This window comes from Aminobacter sp. Y103A, from assembly GCF_030294925.1.
In the GTDB taxonomy this organism is placed as follows: Bacteria; Pseudomonadota; Alphaproteobacteria; order Rhizobiales; family Rhizobiaceae; genus Aminobacter; species Aminobacter ciceronei.
The window spans coordinates 4,767,972-4,787,844 of record NZ_AP017986.1 but is presented as its reverse complement, the minus strand read 5'-3'; the positions used below and the strand labels follow the sequence as shown (position 1 = coordinate 4,787,844).

At 63.3% G+C, this 19,873-nt stretch carries 23 protein-coding genes and 1 tRNA gene; 12 read left to right on the top strand and 12 right to left on the bottom strand.

Annotation, left to right across the window (positions count from 1 at the left end; genetic code table 11):
- The first annotated feature begins 40 nt into the window (after positions 1-40).
- The 5 genes from ugpB to Amn_RS23395 all read left to right on the top strand — a co-directional run bounded on the left by ugpB (position 41) and on the right by Amn_RS23395 (position 5,350).
- Positions 41-1,351 (top strand): sn-glycerol-3-phosphate ABC transporter substrate-binding protein UgpB, encoded by a 1,311-nt coding sequence (gene ugpB / locus Amn_RS23415; protein ID WP_067957691.1) that lies wholly within the window; start codon positions 41-43, stop codon positions 1,349-1,351.
- A 212-nt stretch (positions 1,352-1,563) separates the two neighbouring features.
- Positions 1,564-2,448 (top strand): sn-glycerol-3-phosphate ABC transporter permease UgpA, encoded by an 885-nt coding sequence (ugpA, locus tag Amn_RS23410; RefSeq protein ID WP_067957693.1) that lies wholly within the window; start codon positions 1,564-1,566, stop codon positions 2,446-2,448.
- 40 nt (positions 2,449-2,488) lie between these two features.
- Entirely contained in the window at positions 2,489-3,337 is an 849-nt protein-coding gene (gene ugpE / locus Amn_RS23405) for a sn-glycerol-3-phosphate ABC transporter permease UgpE (protein ID WP_154386175.1), read from the top strand.
- A complete protein-coding gene (ugpC, locus tag Amn_RS23400; protein WP_154386140.1) occupies positions 3,337-4,383 on the top strand; it encodes a sn-glycerol-3-phosphate ABC transporter ATP-binding protein UgpC in 1,047 nt (348 codons plus the stop codon). Before ugpE ends, ugpC begins: the two co-directional genes overlap by 1 nt.
- Positions 4,384-4,609: 226 nt before the next feature.
- Positions 4,610-5,350 carry a GGDEF domain-containing protein gene (locus tag Amn_RS23395; RefSeq protein WP_182575180.1) on the top strand — a complete coding sequence of 247 codons (741 nt, stop codon included), beginning with the start codon at positions 4,610-4,612 and terminating at the stop codon, positions 5,348-5,350.
- Between the two features lie 43 nt (positions 5,351-5,393).
- Here Amn_RS23395 and Amn_RS23390 read toward each other — a convergent pair whose 3' ends face one another.
- The 7 genes from Amn_RS23390 to Amn_RS23360 form a co-directional block, all read right to left on the bottom strand.
- Positions 5,394-6,275, bottom strand: coding sequence for a 3-hydroxybutyryl-CoA dehydrogenase (locus Amn_RS23390; RefSeq protein WP_067966133.1), 882 nt, complete (start codon positions 6,273-6,275; stop codon positions 5,394-5,396).
- 111 nt (positions 6,276-6,386) lie between these two features.
- On the bottom strand, positions 6,387-7,316 hold the full coding sequence (locus Amn_RS23385) for an electron transfer flavoprotein subunit alpha/FixB family protein (protein WP_286292345.1): 930 nt from the start codon (positions 7,314-7,316) through the stop codon (positions 6,387-6,389).
- 24 nt (positions 7,317-7,340) lie between these two features.
- Positions 7,341-8,090: an electron transfer flavoprotein subunit beta/FixA family protein gene (locus Amn_RS23380; RefSeq protein WP_067957703.1), complete on the bottom strand. Its 750-nt coding sequence runs from the start codon at positions 8,088-8,090 to the stop codon at positions 7,341-7,343.
- A gap of 221 nt (positions 8,091-8,311) precedes the next feature.
- Complete coding sequence (locus Amn_RS23375; RefSeq protein WP_067957706.1) at positions 8,312-9,100, bottom strand: rhomboid family intramembrane serine protease; 789 nt, start codon at positions 9,098-9,100, stop codon at positions 8,312-8,314.
- Positions 9,101-9,139: 39 nt separating this feature from the next.
- The gene (locus Amn_RS23370; RefSeq protein WP_067957709.1) at positions 9,140-9,721 is read right to left on the bottom strand and encodes a cob(I)yrinic acid a,c-diamide adenosyltransferase; all 582 of its coding nucleotides are present in this window, start codon (positions 9,719-9,721) and stop codon (positions 9,140-9,142) included.
- Between the two features lie 12 nt (positions 9,722-9,733).
- Positions 9,734-9,928 (bottom strand): twin transmembrane helix small protein, encoded by a 195-nt coding sequence (locus Amn_RS23365; RefSeq protein ID WP_286292334.1) that lies wholly within the window; start codon positions 9,926-9,928, stop codon positions 9,734-9,736.
- A 27-nt stretch (positions 9,929-9,955) separates the two neighbouring features.
- Positions 9,956-10,798 carry an SDR family oxidoreductase gene (locus Amn_RS23360; protein ID WP_067957716.1) on the bottom strand — a complete coding sequence of 281 codons (843 nt, stop codon included), beginning with the start codon at positions 10,796-10,798 and terminating at the stop codon, positions 9,956-9,958.
- Positions 10,799-10,946: 148 nt separating this feature from the next.
- On the opposite strand from Amn_RS23360, the gene Amn_RS23355 reads away from it, so the two are divergent.
- Entirely contained in the window at positions 10,947-11,798 is an 852-nt protein-coding gene (locus Amn_RS23355; protein ID WP_182575183.1) for a YihY/virulence factor BrkB family protein, read from the top strand.
- On the opposite strand, the gene Amn_RS23350 is transcribed toward Amn_RS23355, so the two are convergent.
- Complete coding sequence (locus Amn_RS23350) at positions 11,765-12,658, bottom strand: DMT family transporter (protein WP_192314426.1); 894 nt, start codon at positions 12,656-12,658, stop codon at positions 11,765-11,767. The two genes, Amn_RS23355 and Amn_RS23350, sit on opposite strands and share 34 nt — an antisense overlap.
- A 198-nt stretch (positions 12,659-12,856) precedes the next feature.
- On the opposite strand from Amn_RS23350, the gene Amn_RS23345 reads away from it, so the two are divergent.
- Positions 12,857-13,153, top strand: a complete 297-nt coding sequence (locus Amn_RS23345; RefSeq protein ID WP_067957722.1) for a hypothetical protein — start codon at positions 12,857-12,859, stop codon at positions 13,151-13,153.
- 66 nt (positions 13,154-13,219) lie between these two features.
- Here the strand turns inward: Amn_RS23345 and gluQRS are convergent, their stop codons facing one another.
- Positions 13,220-14,134 carry a tRNA glutamyl-Q(34) synthetase GluQRS gene (gene gluQRS, locus Amn_RS23340; RefSeq protein WP_286292328.1) on the bottom strand — a complete coding sequence of 305 codons (915 nt, stop codon included), beginning with the start codon at positions 14,132-14,134 and terminating at the stop codon, positions 13,220-13,222.
- A gap of 75 nt (positions 14,135-14,209) precedes the next feature.
- Here gluQRS and Amn_RS23335 point away from each other — a divergent pair, with 75 nt between their 5' ends.
- Entirely contained in the window at positions 14,210-14,863 is a 654-nt protein-coding gene (locus tag Amn_RS23335) for a DNA-3-methyladenine glycosylase family protein (protein ID WP_067957728.1), read from the top strand.
- A gap of 118 nt (positions 14,864-14,981) precedes the next feature.
- Positions 14,982-15,539, top strand: a complete 558-nt coding sequence (locus Amn_RS23330) for an HNH endonuclease (RefSeq protein ID WP_067966138.1) — start codon at positions 14,982-14,984, stop codon at positions 15,537-15,539.
- A 75-nt stretch (positions 15,540-15,614) separates the two neighbouring features.
- Here the strand turns inward: Amn_RS23330 and Amn_RS23325 are convergent, their stop codons facing one another.
- From Amn_RS23325 to Amn_RS23315, 3 genes are all read right to left on the bottom strand, one after another.
- Entirely contained in the window at positions 15,615-16,130 is a 516-nt protein-coding gene (locus Amn_RS23325; protein WP_182575187.1) for a disulfide bond formation protein B, read from the bottom strand.
- A gap of 37 nt (positions 16,131-16,167) precedes the next feature.
- Positions 16,168-16,755: a YqaA family protein gene (locus Amn_RS23320; protein ID WP_286292322.1), complete on the bottom strand. Its 588-nt coding sequence runs from the start codon at positions 16,753-16,755 to the stop codon at positions 16,168-16,170.
- A gap of 199 nt (positions 16,756-16,954) precedes the next feature.
- Entirely contained in the window at positions 16,955-17,572 is a 618-nt protein-coding gene (locus Amn_RS23315; RefSeq protein ID WP_286292320.1) for a DUF6506 family protein, read from the bottom strand.
- 99 nt (positions 17,573-17,671) lie between these two features.
- Between Amn_RS23315 and Amn_RS23310 the strand changes: the two genes are divergently transcribed.
- The 3 genes from Amn_RS23310 to Amn_RS32650 all read left to right on the top strand — a co-directional run bounded on the left by Amn_RS23310 (position 17,672) and on the right by Amn_RS32650 (position 19,871).
- Complete coding sequence (locus Amn_RS23310; protein WP_286292318.1) at positions 17,672-18,631, top strand: LysR family transcriptional regulator; 960 nt, start codon at positions 17,672-17,674, stop codon at positions 18,629-18,631.
- Positions 18,632-18,713: 82 nt separating this feature from the next.
- A tRNA-Leu gene (locus Amn_RS23305) sits at positions 18,714-18,798 on the top strand.
- A 218-nt stretch (positions 18,799-19,016) separates the two neighbouring features.
- Entirely contained in the window at positions 19,017-19,871 is an 855-nt protein-coding gene (locus Amn_RS32650; RefSeq protein ID WP_067957740.1) for a rhamnan synthesis F family protein, read from the top strand.
- The last annotated feature ends 2 nt before the right edge of the window (positions 19,872-19,873 follow it).

Genomic DNA, 19,873 nt, shown 5'->3' with positions numbered 1-19,873 from the left:
CGGAACTAAACATTTCGCCAACCAGAACGGGAGCGAGACAATGAAGACCCTAGGCTTCGCGGCCGGAGTTGCCGCCACCATGACGCTGTTGTCCAGCACCTCCGCCTTCGCCGTCACCGAGATCTCATGGTGGCATGCCATGACCGGCGCGAACAACGAGGTCGTCGAGCAGCTTTCCAAGGAATTCAACGAGAGCCAGAGCGACTACAAGATCGTTCCGGTTTTCAAAGGCACCTATCCCGAAACGTTGAATGCCGGCATCGCCGCCTTCCGCGCCAAGCAGTCGCCGCACATCATCCAGGTTTTCGACGTCGGCACCGGCGTCATGATGGGAGCCGAAGGCGCGGTCAAGCCGGTCGCCGATATCCTTTCCATGGGTGGCGCGGCCTTCGACAAGAGCCAGTACCTGCCCGGTATTGTCGCCTATTATTCGAAGCCGGATGGCACGATGCTGTCGTTCCCCTACAATTCGTCCTCGCCGATCCTCTACTACAACAAGGACATCTTCCAGAAGGCCGGTCTCGATGCCGACAATCCGCCCAAGACTTGGCCGGAAGTCTTCGAAGCCGCCAAGAAGATCAAGACCAGCGGCGCTGCGAATTGCGGCTACACCTCGACCTGGCTGACCTGGATCGGCCTGGAGAATTTCGCCGCCTGGAACAACCTCCAGTACGGCACCAACGAAAACGGCCTTGCCGGGACAGACGTCGAGCTGAAGTTCAATTCGGAGCCCTTCGTCAAGCACTTCCAGGCAATCGCCGACCTCGCCAAGGACGGCACCTTCAAGTATGGCGGTCGCACTTCCGAGGCCAAACAGCTTTTCCTCGCCGGCGAATGCGGCCTTTTCACCGAGTCCTCGGGCGGCTTGGGCGACGTCATCAAGTCGGGCATGAACTATGGCCTCGGCCAGTTGCCCTACTATCCTGATCTCGAAGGCACACCGCAGAACACCATCCCGGGAGGCGCCAGCCTCTGGGTCTTTGGCGACAAATCGGACGAAGAGTACAAGGGCGTCGCAGCCTTCTTCACCTTCCTGTCGCAGACGCCGATTCAGGCCCGCCTGCACCAGGTGTCCGGCTACCTGCCGGTCACCATTGCTGCCTATGAAGAAACCAAGAAGTCCGGCTTCTATGACAAGAACCCGGGCCGAGAGATTCCGATCACCCAGATGATGGGCAAGGCCCCGACCGAAAACTCGAAGGGCGTGCGCCTCATCAACTTGCCGCAGGTCCGCGACATCGAGAACGAAGAGTTCGAAAAGATGCTCGCCGGCCAGCAGACCGCCCAGCAGGCGCTCGACAACGCTGTCACGCGCGGCAACAAGGCGATCCAGGAAGCGATCGGCAACTGACGCCCGCTTGATGCCATCGTAGCGCTGCCGCTCATCCGCCCGCCGGCACCTTCTCCCCTTATGACGGGGAGAAGGGACAAGCGGCAAGGTGGCCCGCTCCCTCTTTCCGTTCTTCACGGGGAGAGAGGGTAAGGGTGAGGGGCAGCGCAAACGCTGGGCCGAAGAATGCGGCGCCAGGCCATTTCTGACAAACGCGTAACCAGAGGCCCTCATTGTCCCCACGCGTCGTCTTTCCCAACAAGATCCTGCCTTACCTGCTGGTGGCGCCGCAGCTGGCGATCACCTTGATCTTCTTCTATTGGCCGGCCAGCCAGGCGTTGCGCCAGTCGATGCTGCGCGAGGACCCGTTCGGGCTGTCGTCGAAATTCGTCTGGTTCGACAATTTCAAGAAGGTCCTGTCGGACCCCAACTACCTCAACTCGATCCAGGTGACTGCGATCTTCTCGATCTCGGTCGCGGCGGTGGCGATGGCGACGGCATTGCTGCTCGCCGTCATGGCCGAGAAGGTGGTGCGCAGCCGCGGGCTCTACCGCACGCTGATGATCTGGCCATATGCGGTCGCACCCGCCATTGCCGGCATGCTGTGGCTGTTCCTGTTCAACCCCTCGATCGGCTCGCTTGCCTATGGCCTGCGCTGGCTCGGCATCAACTGGGACCCGCTGCTCGATGGCGAGCAGGCGATGGTGCTCGTGGTGGCTGCCGCGTCGTGGAAGCAGATCAGCTATAATTTCCTGTTTTTCGTCGCCGGCCTACAGGCGATCCCCAAGACTTTGATCGAGGCGGCGGCCATCGACGGCGCCGGCGAAAACAAGCGCTTCTGGACCATCGTCTTTCCGCTGCTGGCGCCGACGACCTTCTTCCTGCTGGTGGTGAACACCGTCTACGCCTTCTTCGACACTTTCGGCATCATCCATGCCGTGACGGGCGGCGGGCCGGGCAAGGCGACCGAGACGATGGTCTACAAGGTCTACAATGACGGCTTCGTCAATCTGATCCTCGGCGATTCGGCGGCACAGTCGGTGATCCTGATGGTCATCGTGATCGCGCTCACCGCCATCCAGTTCCGCTATGTCGAGAGGAAGGTGCATTATGGCTGAGCCGAAAGCCCTTGTGCCTGCGAGCGGTCACGACAAGCTGATGATCGGCCAGTCGATCGCCGGCATTTACGTCGCGCATGCCATCCTGATCCTCGGCATCGTCATCGTCGCGTTCCCGATCTACTACACCTTCGTTGCCTCGACCCATTCGCTGCAGACGATCCTGCGTCCGCCGCTACCGCTTTTGCCCGGCGACCGTTTTGTCGAGAATTATTACGAGGCGCTGTTCGGCGGCGTCGGGCGCATCGGCGGGGTCAGCGTCGCAACCCTTTTGGTCAACACCACCATCGTTGCGCTCGGCATCGCCATCGGCAAGATCGTCATCTCGATCCTGTCGGCCTATGCCATCGTCTTCTTCCGCTTTCCGTTCCGCATGGTGTTTTTCTGGCTGATCTTCATCACGCTTATGCTGCCGGTCGAGGTGCGGATCCTGCCGACCTACAAGGTGATGGTCGATCTCGGCCTGATCGACACCTACACTGGGCTGATTTTGCCACTGATCGCGTCCGCCACCGCGACGCTTCTGTTCCGCCAGTTCTTCCTCACCATCCCGGGTGAGCTGGTCGAGGCCGCGCGCGTCGACGGCGCCGGCCCCTGGCGCTTCTTCAAGGATATCTTGCTGCCCCTGTCGCGCACCAATATCGCGGCGTTGTTCGTCATCCTGTTCATCTATGGCTGGACGCAATATCTCTGGCCGCTGCTCGTCACCAACCGTAACGACATGAACACCATCGTCATTGCACTGAAAAAGATGATCTCCTTTGCCGATGCCGATACCGAATGGCATCTGGTGATGGTCACATCCATGCTGGCCATCGTGCCGCCCATCCTGGTCGTTGTGCTGATGCAGCGCTGGTTCGTCCGCGGCCTCGTCGATACGGAGAAATAATGGCAACCGTCGATCTCAAGGACGTACGCAAGGTCTATGCCGGCGGGGTCGAAGCGGTGAAGGGCGTCTCCATCGCCATTCCCGACAAGGCTTTGTGCGTGCTCGTCGGCCCCTCGGGCTGCGGCAAGTCCACGCTTTTGCGCATGATTGCAGGGCTGGAAACTATTTCGGCCGGCACCTGCTCGATCGACGGCAAGGTGGTCAACGCCGTCGGCCCGACCGAGCGCGACATCGCCATGGTGTTTCAGAACTATGCGCTCTACCCGCATATGAAGGTCTACGACAACATGGCCTACGGCCTGCGCAACCGCGGCATGCCGAAGGACGAGGTCGACAAGCGCGTGCGGACCACTGCCAAGACGCTGGAACTCGAGCACCTGCTTGAACGTCGCCCGCGTGAGCTCTCGGGCGGCCAGCGCCAGCGCGTCGCCATGGGCCGCGCCATCGTGCGCAACCCCAAGGTGTTCCTGTTCGACGAGCCTCTCAGCAACCTCGACGCCAAGCTGCGCGGCCAGATGCGCGTCGAGATCAAGAGCCTGCAGCGCCAGCTCGGCGTCACCTCGGTCTATGTCACCCATGACCAGCTCGAGGCGATGACGCTGGCCGACGTTCTGGTGGTGATGAATGGCGGGCTGGTCGAACAGCTCGGCGCGCCGCTCGACATCTATGAAAAGCCGGCATCGACCTTCGTCGCTTCCTTCATCGGCGCGCCGCCGATGAACCTTCTGCCGCTGCGCGGCGGCCAGCTCGAAGATGCGGTGACTTTGCCCGAAATAGCAGGCAACGCCGCGACGATCGGCTTCCGCCCCGAGGATTGCGAAGTCGGCGCCGATGGTGCTGCATCCAGTGACGGCCTCCGGCTGATGGCCAGGGTCGAGGGCGTCGAGCCGGTGGGCGCCGAGAGTTTCCTCTATTGCGCGGCTGGCGGCGGCAAGATCGTGGTGCGCGTCGCTGGCCGCACCGAGGTGCAGGCGGGCGACCAATTGCCGATCTTTACGCGGCGGGAAAAGCTGCATTTCTTCGGCAGCGACGGCAAGCGCGTCTAGAGGGAGGGCGACGAACCTCGCTGCTGTTGTGTCTTGCTGAGCTTTCGACGTGCGCATGGCTGTCCGACAGCAATCGTGAGCGATCGCTTGAATTTGACGACCTGTGCTAACCTCTTGTTCATGCAGCCTGATCGAAAATCGGCTCACGATCCAGGAGGTGTCAGATTTGCCGGCATCGTTGACGAAACTGTCTTCAAGGGCATGGTTGCAACTCGCGGGCTGGACAGTGTTCGGAACGCTCGGTTGTGTCGCCGTCTCGCTCGTGGTCACGATTGCCCTGTTTCGCAATGCCGGCTCGGAAATGCTCGGTCTCGCCTTGATCGAAGCGACGCTCGTGCCGATACTTTTGGCAGCACCGCTGTTTTTCTACCTGACGCTCAAGCTGCGCGAACTGGCCGTCGTCAACCACAAGCTCGTTGTCGCCGCCTCGACCGACGCACTGACCGCCTGCCTCAACAGGGGGGCGTTCTCATCCCGCGTCGAGAATGTGCTTACCCGCGAGATCGCGCGCCGCCAGCGCGCCATGGGCGCGTTGCTCGTCATCGACGCCGATCACTTCAAGATGGTCAACGACCGTTTCGGCCATGCCGAAGGCGATGAGGCACTGCGCGTCATCGTCGCGGCGATCCAGCCCTGCCTGAGGGGAGACGACATGCTCGGCCGTCTCGGCGGCGAGGAGTTTGCCGTCTTCCTGCCCGGCGCGTCGCCGCTCAGTGCCGCAGATATCGCCGAGCGTATCCGCCGTTCGGTGGCCGACGCACCCTTCCGGCCCGGCGGCAACCGCCACACGCTGACGGTCAGCGTCGGTGGCGCCCTGTTCGACCGGCCGGTGTTGTTCGAGGAGCTGTTCCGCGTCGCCGACCTGCATCTCTACGAAGCCAAGGGCGCAGGCCGCAACCGCGTCGAACTGGCGCCGATGCCGCCGGAACGGACGCCGAGCTGGTATTATCAGGGACGTCCGAACTGAGGCAGCAGGTTCATGGCAGGCGAGGCGCCCGCCGGAACGCCGCTCAGCGTGTCGGGACCGGGTGCTCGCCGCGATAGTCGTAGAAGCCGCGTCCGGTCTTGCGGCCGAGCCAGCCGGCTTCGACATATTTCACCAGCAGCGGGCAGGGGCGATACTTCGAGTCCGACAAGCCGTCGTGGAGCACCTGCATGATCGACAGGCAGGTGTCGAGGCCGATGAAGTCGGCGAGCTGCAGCGGCCCCATCGGGTGATTGGCGCCGAGCTTCATTGCCGTGTCGATGGCTTCGACGGTGCCGACGCCTTCATATAGCGTGTAGATCGCCTCGTTGATCATCGGCAAAAGGATGCGGTTGACGATGAAAGCCGGGAAATCCTCCGAGACCGTCACCGTCTTGTCGAGGTTGGCGACATAGGCCTTGGCGGATTCGAAAGTCTTGTCTTCGGTGGCGATACCGCGCACCAGCTCGACCAGCTTCATCACCGGCACCGGATTCATGAAGTGGATACCGATGAAGCGCTCGGGACGATCGGTCTGGGCGGCCAGCCGCGTGATCGAGATCGACGAGGTGTTGGTGGCGAGGATCGCCTCCGGGTTCAGCTGCGGACACAGCTGCGCATAGATCTTGCGCTTGATCGTCTCGTCTTCGGTCGCCGCCTCGATGACGAGATCGGCGCTGGCGAGGTCGGCCATGGCGGGTGCGGACGAGATGCGGTTCATCGCATCCTTGCGGGCCTGGTCCTCGAGCTTGCCCGAAGCGACCTGGCGCGCCAGATTGCCATTGATGGTGGCGATGCCTTTTTCGATGCGCTCCGGCGACAAGTCGTAGAGCAGCACACTGTAGCCGGCGAGTGCCGAAACATGTGCGATACCGCCGCCCATCTGGCCAGCGCCGACAATGCCGATCGTCTCGATCTTACCCGTCATCACACCTATCCCGTCGCAGGCTCTTTTAGTTTTGTGCAATGCAAACTAAATGGCCGGGGTAGCACTCGTCTACCCCGGCCATCACATTTTAATCCCTGAGCTGATCGGGCGTCAAAGCGCCTTTTCGAGCTCGGGCAGGACAGTGAACAGGTCGCCGACGATGCCATAGTCGGCCACCTGGAAGATCGGGGCCTCTTCGTCCTTGTTGATGGCGACGATGACCTTCGAGTCCTTCATGCCGGCGAGGTGCTGGATCGCACCCGAGATGCCGCAGGCGATGTAGAGATCGGGGGCGACCACCTTGCCGGTCTGGCCGACCTGCCAGTCGTTGGGAGCGTAGCCGGCGTCGACCGCAGCACGGCTGGCGCCGACGGCGGCGCCGAGCTTGTCGGCGACGGGCAGGATGACTTCCTGGAACTTCTCCGACGAACCGAGCGCGCGGCCACCCGAGATGATGATCTTGGCCGAGGTCAGCTCCGGACGATCGCTCTCCGACAGCTTGTTCTCGACGAAGGAGGACAGGCCGGGATTTGCGGCTGCAGCAACCGCCTCGACGGCGGCTGAACCGCCCTCGGGGGCTGCCTGGAACGAGGCAGTGCGCACGGTGATCACCTTCTTGGCCCCGGGTGCCTGCACCGTCTGGATGGCGTTGCCGGCATAGATCGGACGCTTGAAGGTGTCCGGGGCGACGACCTCGATGATTTCCGAGACCTGGGCGACGTCGAGCAGGGCAGCGACGCGCGGAGCAACGTTCTTGCCGGTCGAGGTGGCAGCGGCGACGATGGTGTCGTAGTTGCCGGCGAGGCCGACGACGAGTGCCGCAGTCGGTTCGGCCAGGCGTTCGGCCAGTTCTTCGCTTTCAGCGAGCAGAACCTTGCGCACGCCCTTCAGCTTGGCGGCGGCATCGGCCGCTGCCTTGGCGCCCTTGCCGGCGACCAGCACGTCGATGTCGGAACCGATCTTCTGGGCCGCCGACAGCGCCTTGGCGGTCTGGTCGGAGAGCGAAGCGTTGTCGTGTTCGGCGATGAGGAGAATTGCCATGTTTTTGATCCCTTTCCGCTTCGCTTAGAGCACGCCGGCTTCGTTGCGCAGCTTGTCGACGAGCTCAGCCGCGGTCTTGACCTTGATGCCTGCCTTGCGGCCGCCCGGCTCCTCGGTCTTCAGCACCTTGAGGCGCGGCGTGATGTCGGCACCGAAGTCGGCGGCCGACTTCTCGTCGAGCGGCTTCTTCTTGGCCTTCATGATGTTGGGCAGCGAGGCATAGCGCGGCTGGTTGAGGCGCAGGTCGACTGTGACGATCGCCGGCATCTTGAGCGACACCGTCTGCAGGCCGCCATCGACTTCGCGCGTCACGTTGGCATGATCGCCGGCGAGCTCGATCTTCGAGGCGAAGGTGCCCTGGGCCCAGCCCAGCAGGGCCGCCAGCATCTGGCCGGTCTGGTTCGAATCGTCGTCGATCGCCTGCTTGCCGAGCAGCACCAGGCCCGGCGTCTCAGCCTCGACCACACCCTTCAGCACCTTGGCGACGCCGAGCGGCTCGACGGCTTCGTCGGTCTTCACCAGGATGGCGCGATCGGCGCCCATGGCGAGAGCGGTGCGCAGCGTTTCCTGGGCCTGCGCAGGTCCGATCGAAACCACGACGATCTCTTCGACCTTGCCGGCTTCCTTGAGGCGGATGGCCTCTTCGACCGCGATCTCGTCGAACGGGTTCATCGCCATCTTGACGTTGGCGAGCTCGACGCCCGAGCCGTCCGATTTCACGCGCACCTTCACGTTCGCATCGACAACCCGCTTGACCGGGACGAGAACTTTCATGGGCTGGTACCTCTCTGAACAGCGATATTGTGCGCGCTATAGCAGCGCTTGGTCCCACGCAATTGTCGATTGCCGACATATTGGGCGGAAAAACAGACTTGATCTCGCGCTTTTGGTGGCGGGAGGGCTGCCGCAAGCGGCGGGACCGTAGTTGCGGCTAACCTTAGCGTCAATATCTGCTTGAAGCTCAAATCGTTTGAAAAAAGCTGTGCCAGTGACCGCTATTGCCGGCCCCAGCGCGTGGTCGGCTGGGCTGTCGGCGGCTCGGGCGTAGCGGGCTCCGGCATGGCCGGCGCCTCGGCCTTGTCAGGGCTCGGCACCGCCTCTTCGGCATCGGCAAACAGCGGCACCTCGCGGCGGCGCAGGACGAGCACCATCACGGCACCGGCGACGATGCCGCCGACATGCGCCGCCCAACTGACCTCGTCGTCGCCGCCGATGGCGATCATCAGGAACTGGAAGGCGACCCACAGGATCAGTGGGATCCAGGCCGGAATGCGCAGCGGGATACGGGCGAAGGCCAGCACCCACACCTTCACCCGGGGGTAGAGGATCAGGTAGGCGGCGACGATGCCGGCGATGGCGCCCGAGGCGCCGATCAGTGGCGTCTGCGAATCCGGCAGGATCAGCCCGTGCAGGAAAGCGCCGGCGACCGCGCAGAGCAAGTAGAACACCAGGAAGCGGAAATGCCCGAGCGCATCTTCGACATTGTCGCCGAACACCCAGAGGAACAGCATGTTGCCGCCGAGATGGAAGATGTCGCCATGCAGGAAGGAATAGGTGACGTAGCTCAAGTTTTCCGGAATGATGATCAGATCCGGCGACAGCTCCGCCAGATCGTGCACGACGGAGGGGATGTAGCCGAGCCCGAGCACGGCAGCGGTGGCAAAGTCCTCGCCGCCGACCGTGGTCAGGAGATACACGATGACGTTGATCGCGATCAGGCTGAGCGTGACATATTGCAGCCTGATGTGGCGCAGGTGATTGGAATCATAGAGCGGAATGAACATGCGGCTCGCTTCCGCCCTCCCGGCAACCTTATCAGCAAATCAGCGGTTCTTGCCGGGAACCCATAGCACATCGGCTTTTCCGTTGTCATTGACCACACGCGCGGCAACGAACAGCAGGTCGGAAACCCGGTTGATGTAGCGGATGCCCTCACGGTTGACGTGTTCGCCGGGGTCCTGCGCCAAGGCCACCATCACACGCTCGGCGCGGCGGGCAACCGTGCGGGCCAGATGCAGCGCTGCTGCCGCCGCCGATCCGCCATTCAGCACAAACGAGCGCAGCGGCTCGAGACCGGCGTTCAGCACGTCGATGTCGGCCTCGATACGCGCGGTCTGGCTGGCGATGATGCGCAGCGGCTCGTAGCCAAGGTCCTTGCCGGTGTCGGGGGTCGACAGGTCCGCGCCGAGATCGAACATGTCGTTCTGGATGCGGTAAAGCATGGCGTCGATGTCGGGGTTCTCCGTCGCGGTATGCACCCGCGCCATGCCGATGCAGGCATTGGCCTCGTCGACGGCGCCATAGGCTTCGACGCGCAGGTCTGATTTCAGCCGCCTTTCGCCCGAGCCCAGGCCGGTGGTGCCATCGTCGCCGGTGCGGGTGTAGATCTTGTTGAGCTTGACCATTCCGCGCTCCGCTCAGCCGTCACGGGTGAAATAAAGGGTGAGCAGGATGAACACCAGCGCCACTGCCTGCAGCAGCACGCGTGCCTGCATCAGCTTGTTCGAGGTGTTGCCGGAGCCGCCGCGCAGCATGTGGATCAGGCCGCGGATCAGGACCACCACCACGGCGAACATGAAGACGACGGCGAGGATGTTGAAGACGGTAGCCATATTGGTTCCAGTTCAGTCGTAGGCCGGTCAGGCTTGGCGGGCCAGAATTCTGTAAAGCAGCGAAGCAGGCAGCAGGCGCTTCAGCACGACGCCGATTCTCGCGGGCGTCGTGACAACATAATGCGGGCGCGGCCGGGGCGACAGCAGGGCGTGTCGCAATACCGCATGAACCGCTTCCGGTCCCAGCTTGAGCCGCGATTTCGAGCCGCCGCTGGACAGCCTGTCGAGTTGGGCGCGATAGGCCACGTGGTGTGGCGAGTTTTCGTGGTCGATGTAGCGCAGGAACCAGTCGAGCCCGTTGGTGGCGATCTTCGAGCGTATCGGGCCGGGCTCGATCATCGCGACATGGACGCCGCTGCCGGCGAGTTCCTGACGCATGCAAAGCATAAGCCCCTCCAGCGCATGCTTGGAGGCGGAGTAGGCGCCGCGGAACGGCACCGGCGTCAGGCCGAGGATCGACGAGCAGTTGACGATGCGGCCGTGGTTCTGCGCACGCATCACCGGAACGACGCGCCGTGTCAGGTCGTGCCAGCCGAAGAAGTTGGCCTCGAATTGGTCCCGCAGTGCCGCCATCGGCAGATCCTCGACTGCGCCCGGCTGGGCGTGCGCACCATTGTTGAACAGCGCGTCGAGCCTGCCGCCGGTACGTTCAAGCACGGTTTCGACCAACGCCTCGATCGATTCCGGCTTGGCGTAGTCGAGGAACAGCGCCTCGAGACCGTCGGTCTCGAGTGCCGCCAGATCCTCGGTCTTGCGCGCCGTGGCGAACACGCGCCAGCCCTCGGCCTTCAGTGCGCGGGCGCAATGAGCGCCGATGCCCGACGACGCGCCGGTCACGATTATCGTGCGTAACTCGTTGATCGGGTTCACTTCGTTTTTGCCCGGCCTTGCAAATGAGGGCAAAGCCTTCCCATATTCGCCGCCACGAAACAATTGGCCAATTCATGATTGGCCGTGTCACTGTCGGCCGCTAGGTAGTTGGCCAGGACCCAACGGACGGAGCGGAAAACTGGAGCTGATGCGCAAGATCGTCGCCACGAGGCGCGTGCTCTTCGACGCAGCCGGCCATTTCCATGATGACGACGGTTGGGCGATGGCCAGTCATCTCGCCATTTCGGCGCTGATGGCGCTGTTCCCGTTCCTGATCTTCGCCACCACGCTCGCCAGCTTTCTGGGCGCAGATGCGTTCGCCGAAACGGCCGTGCATCTCGTCTTCGACACCTGGCCCGACCAGATCGCGGCCCCCATCGCCCGCGAGGTGGTCAATGTTCTCACCGTGCCGCGCACCGATCTTCTGACCTACGGCGTCGTGCTTGCCGCCTACTTTGCCTCAAACGGCGTCGAGGCGCTGCGTACCTCGCTCAACCGTGCCTACCGCATCACCGAGACCCGCACCTTCTGGTTCCGGCGTATCCAGAGCATCTTCTTCGTGCTCATCGCCACGATCAGCTTTGTCGCCATCTCGGTGCTTCTGGTGTTCGCGCCGATCATCGCGCGCATCCTCGAAGCCAAGTTCGAATGGATCCAGCCCTATATGGGCACCATTACCGTCTGGCGCTTCACCATCGCTTCGGCGGTCATCGTCTTCGGCCTGTTTGCCGTGCACATGTGGCTGCCGGCCGGCCGCCGTCGCTTCCTCAGCATCATCCCCGGCATCGTCTTCACGCTCATCGCCTGGGTTGTCGGCTCGACGATCTTCGCCGCCTATCTCGATACCTTCTCGTCCTACGTCACCACCTATGCCGGCCTCGCCTCGATCATGATCGCGGTGGTCTTCCTCTACATCGTCTCGGCGATCTTCATCCTCGGCGGCGAGCTCAATGCCGCGATCAGCCGCTATCTCGAAGCCCGCGCCCGCGTGCCGGGTTGAGCCGTCGCCAGGCCGACGCCGAGCGTGGCGATCGCCATGCCAACCAGTTGGATCGCCGACAGTTCTTCGCCGAACAGCAGCCAGGCAAGGACAGCGGTCACCGCCGGCACGAGGTAGAAAAGCGATGCCACCTTCGACATGGCGCCGTCGCGGATCATCACCATCAACAGGAAGATCGCGCCGATCGACAGCACGAACACCAGCCAGGCCATGGCGAAGATCAGCTCGCCATTGATCGTCACCTGCTGGTGTTCGAAGGCGAAGGAGGCGATGGTCATCAGGATCGCAGCGCCGACATATTGCCAGAATGTACCTGATACCAGGTCGCTGGCCGCGCCGACGCGCTTCTGCCAGATGGTGCCGGCACTGATGCCGGCCATGGCGATCACTGACGCAGTCAGCGTCTGCCAGGTCACGCCGCCGCCGATCGCGCCGAGCTTGGGGGAAAGCACGATCACCACGCCGACGAAGCCAATGGCAAGCCCGACCCAGTGCTTGGGCTTGATCTCCTCGCCGAGCAGCTTTCCTGCAAGTACGGCGGTGACCAGCGGCTGCAGCCCGGCGATCAGCGCCGACAGGCCCGCCGGCAAGCCCTGGTGGATCGCCCAGAACACGCCGCCGAGATAGACCCCATGCAGCAGCATGCCGATGAGTACGGAGTGCAGGGCGGCCCGACGCGTGAGCCTGGTGGAGCCGAGCGCCAGCATCACTGCGCCGAGCAGCAGGAAGGCGAGGACGAAGCGCACGGCCAGGAAGGTGAACGGCTCCGCCCAAGGCATGGCGTAGCGCGCGCCGATGAAGCCCGTCGCCCAGAGCAGCACGAAGGTGGCCGGAATCAGCCGCTTTGGAGAAGATGTCATGGATACCCCTGGCGCCGCCGGACGCCGCTTCCGGAAGGAATCTTACCGGGATCGCTCTAATGCCGAACATTAGGACAATCAAAATGAAACGATTGATCCATAGATTCACCGGACCTGATCTGACGACCTGATCTGGGAGAAGCTTGCCCGGGAGGGGGCCTGGGAGAACTGCACAGTCGGCCTCTGAAAGGACCGCGCATGCTGTGGAATCTCGATCCGGGCTGGTTGATGATGGCGGTCGCCTTCGTCGCCGTCATGGCCTTCTTCTTTGGTGCTGCACTCGACGCCATCATGAAGGACGACGGCTTCGGCCCGACCGGCAACATGCTGCTGTTCACCACTGGCTTCTTCGGCGCGGTGCTCGTCGCCAACAGCTACGGCATCACGCTGCGCGACCTGCAACTGGCGACCGCCTGGGGGCTTGGCGGCGCCTTCATCTTCATCAGCGTGCTTGCGCTGATCAAGGCGGCGATCGCCCGGATGCTACAACCTTAGTGCATTGGCCTGGTGCATCGGCTCGAAAATCGGCATCGATCTTCGGAACGCACGAGGCACAGATTCTTAGGGACTCGAGCGTCCCTTGTGCGGCCAATCGGACGCACGGCGCTCCAGCATCGCCTTGACCGATTCTGGCGTCTCACCGGCCTCCCGCAATGCGGCGAGGCCGGTGTCGCGTTGGCTTTTCGACAGCTTTCGTCCATCAGGACCTGTTATCAGCCGGTGGTGGAAATAGCCCGGCTGCGGCAGGCCGAGCACCTGCTGCAGCAGGCGCTGTACCGAGGTCGCGAAATAGAGGTCCTTGCCGCGCACGACATGGCTCACGCCCTGCAGTGCGTCGTCGAGCACCACCGACAGATGATAGCTCGTCGGGATCTCCCGTCGGGCGATGATCACGTCGCCCCATTGCAGCGGGTCGGCGGCAATTTCCGCTACGCCATCCATCGCCTCGTCGGCCCATTCGCGCCAGCTCAAATGGCCGTCCAGCCGCGCCAGTGCTGCGGCGGTATCGAGCCGCCAGGCAAAAGGTGCGCCCGCATTGATGCGGCGCCGGCGCTCCCGCTGCGACATCTGCTTGTCTGCGCCGGGATAGACCGGCGCTCCGTCTGGATCGCGCGGCCAGCTTTCTCCCGACGCCTCATGGTCCATGATCGCGCCGCGTATCTCGCCCCGGCTCATGAAGGCGGGATAGACGAGTTCGTCCTTCTTCAGCCGTTCGAGCGCTGCCTCGTATTCGGCGAAATGGTCCGACTGGCGCCGTACCGGCCGCTCGTAGGCGACACCCAGCCAGGCGAGGTCGCGGAAGATGCTGGCCTCGAACTCCGGATTGCAGCGAGTTACGTCGATGTCCTCGATGCGCAGCAGCAGCCGGCCGCCGGCACTGGCCGCCATCCTTTCATTGGTCAACGCCGATAGCGCGTGGCCGAGGTGCAATTCGCCGTTGGGACTGGGCGCGAAGCGAAAGACAGGAGCCGTCATGAGCGTTGCTGGTGCCGGATTGAAGGTGTGCCTTGCCGATTGCTACGTTGCCTGCCGCAACCTAACAAGTGACGCATGCGCCGCATCTCCAATCTCGACGACGTGAATTTCGGCCTCGACGCGTTATGCGCGATCGATCCGCGCCTGCTGGCGGTTCGCGGCATGGCCGGCGAGGTGCCGCTCAGGCTGACCGAACCGGGCTTTGCCAGCCTCGCCTCGATCATCGTTTCGCAGCAGGTGTCGACGGCAAGTGCCAAGGCGATCTTCGGCCGCTTGACAGCTCTGGTCGATCCACTGACGCCGCAAGGCCTGCTTGCCGCCGGTGAGGGCATGTTCCGCGAGGCCGGCCTGTCACGGCCAAAGCAGCGCACGCTTCTGGCGGTGGCGCAGGCAGCGACCGACGGCCTCGACCTCGACGGCCTCTGCCGGCTCGACGCCCAAGAAGCGATGGCGGCGATGATCGCAATTCCCGGTATCGGCCCGTGGACGGCGGAGGTGTATCTGCTGTTCGCCGCCGGCCATCCCGATATTTTTCCGGCCCGCGATGTCGCCTTGCAATCGGCCGTAGGCCATGCGCTGGGCATCGATCCGCGCCCCGGTGAGAAGGCACTGATTCGGCTTGCCGAATCATGGGCGCCGTGGCGAGGGGTCGCATCGAGGCTGTTCTGGGCGTATTATCGCGAGACCCGTGGTCGCGATGGCGCGCCGCCGGCTGGAAATCCTGCGTAAATCCGCAAAATCGCGGTTTTTTGACGGGTTATGTGACCGGCCAGACGCTTCACATTCCTGTCACCTCGGGCTTACAGTATTCGTGCCGTTAGGTTCGAGGACCAAGGAGGTGCAGGAAGTGACGGTTGCCGTGTCTCCGGATGGGCTCCCAGCACTAGTGCTGAATGCGGATTATCGTCCGCTCAGCTACTACCCCTTGTCGTTGTGGTCCTGGCAGGACGCGATCAAGGCGGTGTTCCTCGACCGCGTCAACATCGTCGCCGAATACGAGCACGCCGTCTCATCGCCGACCTTTTCGATGAAGCTGCCCAGCGTCGTCAGCCTGAAGCACTATGTGAAGCCGTCGCGCTATCCCGCCTTCACCCGTTTCAACGTCTTCCTGCGCGACCGCTTCCAGTGCCAATATTGCGGCACCCCGGAGGATCTGACCTTTGACCACGTCATCCCTCGCCACAGCGGCGGGGCGACCACGTGGGAAAATGTCGTCGCGGCCTGCTCGCCCTGCAATCTCAGGAAGGGCGGCATGATGCCGTCGCAGGCCAAGATGTGGCCGCTGCAGAAGCCGTTCCAGCCGACGGTGCACGACCTGCACAACAATGGCCGGCTGTTTCCGCCCAACCATCTGCACGAAAGCTGGATGGACTATCTCTACTGGGACGTTGAGCTCGAGCCTTGATGACGGCCGATCTCCCCTTTTTGGGGGAGATGTCCGGCAGGACAGAGGGGGCGAAGCATCGCGACCCCCGAGGCGCTACCCCTTCCTGAAAGCCCCACGCAACGCCACCGCCGCCAGGAAAGCGCTGGCGAGAACGTTCCAGCCGGCGAAGGACAGGCCGAGCACGCGCAAGGCGGCATCCTCGCAACGTGGCGGCACGACGTTGTTGAGCACGTCGAGCAGGCCCTTGCCGCCGGTGTCGATCGTGCCGCTGACGGCCGCGCAATCGGTCGGGCCGGCCCACCAGCGCCATTCGACGCCGGCATGGTAGGCGCCGAGATAGAGCCCGTAGAGCATCAGCAATCCACCGACGGCCAGGAGCGCGCGGGTCATCCATGCCGGCCAGTGCAGCGCCGACGACAGCGCCGCCAGCGCCATCAGCGGCACTCCGACATAATAGGGCGTGCGCTGCTCGAGGCAGAGCTTGCAGGGCAGGTAGCCGCCGATGTGCTGGAAGCCGAGCGCTGTGCCGACGACGGCTGCCATGGCGACGGTGAGGAAGATTGCGGTCAGCGTCTGGCTGCGGCCGGTCGGAGAGGCGAGGGAGGTCATTCTTGGGTGCCCAGCTGTTGTTACCGGCATTCGCCGTTCAGTGGAGGTATCTGACGAGAAGATAGAGCAAAATAAGGGCAGCGGCGGCGAGGCCGGCGAGCAGCCCGAGGCGCTTTTCGATGAATTCGCGGATCGGCTCGCCATAGGTGCGCAGCAGCCAGGCCAGGAACAGGAAGCGGGCGCCGCGGGCGACGATCGCCGAGACGATGAACCAGCCAAGCGGGAAGCTGACGACGCCGGCGAGAATGGTCACCACCTTGATCGGCGGCAGGTGCGACAGCCCTGAGGTGACCAGCATCAACAGGATGATGCCGGCGCCCGACGAGACCTTGAGCGCTTCGAACTCGTCATACTTGCCGTAGAACTCGAGCACCGGCTTTGCCACCGCCTCGAAGGCGTAGTGGCCGATATACCAACCGGCGATGCCGCCGAGCACTGAGGCCAGGGTGGCGATGATTGCGTAACGATAGGCCTTGTCCGGTCGCGACAGCGCCATCGGCAAGTAGAGCACGTCGGCCGGTACCAGGAAGACCGAGCTTTCGACGAAGGCGATGAAGGCCAGCCACCATTCGGCGGATTTCCTTGCCGCGAGCGACAAGGTCCAGTCGTAGAGTCGGCGAAGCATCTGGCCCCCTTGAGATATGCGCTGCCTGTTTAGGAAGAATTGCTGTGGCGCACAATGCTTGGGGTCTTCACGAATGTGAAAGCCGGGGCAACGTTACATTCTGTCGCGTGATCACGCTTGAGACGTACTTGCCCGGGCCATCGCTGCAGATGAAGCGTGATGGCACGCAATCGGCGGCCGTGGCCTCCGATCATGGGTGCTATGCGGCGCGCCCGGCCGCCACATGCTGCCCGGGCTGCAGCGCATCGAGCGCGAAACTGCCCACGCCTACCGGGGCCAACCCGCCCACCGCCTGGATGATCTCGGCCACGTCCTCGGTCGAAAACCCGCCATAGAGCTCGATCAGGCCAAATCCTTCCCGGGCGAGCCGTGCTGCAACCTCGGCGGCCGTTGCCCCATCCGGAACGGCAATGAAATGCGTGTCGAGCGGCGGAAAACTGGTCACGAACCTGTCACGCTCCGGTTCGGCATCCCGCTTCAGGATGATGAAGGCCGCCAGCGGCGGCTTGCCATCGATGAAGGCCTGATTGTAGGCAGCCGCCGGCTGCAGGGATTCGATGCCAAAGGTCACCGAGCTCACCTTGACGTCGTGTCCGACGACGGCCGAGACCTTGGGGCGCCACGCCGGCGAGATGCCGCCGCACAGCTCGATCAGCTTGGCTCCCTGCGCGGCGAGCTCATGCGCCACCGCCGGTGCCTGTATCGGATCGCCCAGGGCAATGATGGTGATCCTGCCGTCCGGCGTCTCCAGCACGCTTCGGTCGATGGTCGGGTCGGCGCCGGGAGCTTCATAGATCAGGGCCTTGTCGATATGCATGTTGTGTCCTCGGTTGTCTTCGATAGCGACAAGTTGCGACAGAACACTGATCTTGGTAATTGCCATAGTTCTGCAGCCACTGATCGAAGAAATCGAACTGTGCTTGACAATCTGACGCTGGACCAGATCCGAACCTTCGTTGCCGTCGTCGAAGGTGGCAGCTTTCGCGCCGGTGCTGCGCGGCTGTCGCGGGTGCAATCGGCGATCAGCCATGCCATCGGCAACCTTGAAGCCGAGCTCAACGTGGCGCTGTTCACCCGCACCGGCCGGAAGCCCGAATTGACCGCCGAAGGGCAGGCGCTGCTCACTGATGCCAGGGCGATCCTGATCAAGGTCGACGCCATGCGCGCCCGGGCGCGCGGGCAGGGGCAGGGGCTGGAGCTTTCGCTCGCAATAGCCGTCGATCCGGTCATCCCTGCCGGCATCCTGGCCGGCGCGCTTCTCGACCTCAGGGCCGAGCACCCTTCGGTCGGCGTCGCACTGAAGTCGTTGCCGATGCGCGCGGCATTGCATGCGCTCATCAACCGGCACTGCACGCTCGCCATCACCACCGATACCCAGCGCGACAGCCTCGTCGAAGCCGAGTGCCTTGGCCCGGCGCAGCCCTTCGTCGCCGTGTGTGCTGCCCATCACCCGCTCGCGGCGCCGCCCGCAGCCGGTTGGTCGGCGGTCGACCTGTCCGACCACCTACAGATCGTCGTCAGCGATCCCTCGCCGGTGAGCGAAGGGCTGGATTTCGGCGTGCTGTCACCCGGCACCTGGCGTGTCAGCGATCTCGCGACCAAGCTGGCACTGATCCGGGCCGGCATCGGCTGGGGCAATCTTCCCAGCTGGATGGTCGACGTCGACCTCGCCCATGGCGCCCTTGTGCGCGTCACTGCCACCGCCCTGGGCTCACAGTCCGAGACAGCGCTGTCCGCCTATTTGCTCTGGCGCATCGACCAGCCCCCAGGCCCCGCCGCGTGCCACCTGCGCGAACGGCTGCTGGCACATTTTGACGGAGGCAGGTGGTTGCGCGCGACCGCTTTCGCTGCGCCGGCGAACGCCGTACCGGCATGAAGTTGCGCAAAGGCGCCGCTCCCCAGTTGACGAAGGGCCGCCCGACCGTATAGTCCGCGACCATTCTGTCCGTTTAGGGCAGGCCCCTATGGCGGAATTGGTAGACGCGCTCGACTCAAAATCGAGTTCCGCAAGGAGTGCTGGTTCGATCCCGGCTAGGGGCACCATTGACCTTTACGCAGCACTGCGGCGCGGAAGGCGGCTTTGATTGCTCGATCATGCCTTGCATTGTGCCGTCGCGGTGAGGTGAGCCTTCGGGCAAAAATCCGGCAGGCAAGGTCGCAAGCGCCTTTCAAATACTACCAAAAATAGATCGTTTGCGCGTTTGTCACGGTGTACAAAATCGGCCATTGAAGCGTTTATCGTCTATTAACAGGCTTTGCACATGCGCGGAGAGCTTCGGGTCGCGATTGTCATCCATGCATTCTACATGGATGCATTCGATGAAATCCTCGACCTCGCCCAAGCTCTCCCGGCACAACACAAGCTCTTCGTAACGACCGTTCCGGTTCACGAGGCGCTGGTGCGCTCGCGGCTCGATGCCGCGGAGCGAGACTACAGCCTTGGCGTCTTCGAAAATCGGGGCCGCGACATCCTGCCTTTCCTTCGCATGTTTCCAGCTGTTCGCGCCGAGGGCTTTGACGTCGTCATCAAGGTTCACACCAAGAAATCGCCGCATCTGAAGGATGGTGACGGCTGGCGCCGTATGTTGGTCGCTGCATTGCTGCAGCCCCAGGCGCTGCAGCAATTGACTTCGGCATTTCAGGCCGACGCTTCGCTGGGCATTGTCTGTCCCGAAGGTCATTTCCTCTCGCTCGACCGCTACATGGGCGGAAACGAAGCGCGTGTCCTTGCCATCGCCCAGCGCCTTGGCCTGGGTCGGGCGCAGCTGCTTGATGCCGGCTATTGCGCTGGAACGATGTTCATGGCGCGTACAGACGTCATCGCGCCACTGGCCGATCTCGGCTTCACGGCCAAGGCCTTCGAGGCGGAGGCCAACCAGGTTGACGGGACGATGGCGCATGCGTTCGAACGCTGTCTGGGTCTGGGGGGCGTCGCCCTTGGCCGCCGCATCGCCTCGAGCGCCGATCCGTTTGGACATGCCGGCTTCAACGACAGCTACGCCTTTACAAGACAGCCACGCCGCCCATCCGCGTCGGCACGCCTGAAATCGGGCTTCAAGGCCGCCCAAGGCAAATTCGGAAATGCGCTGCGGCGGATGCTCGTTCGGCCCGGTTGAAC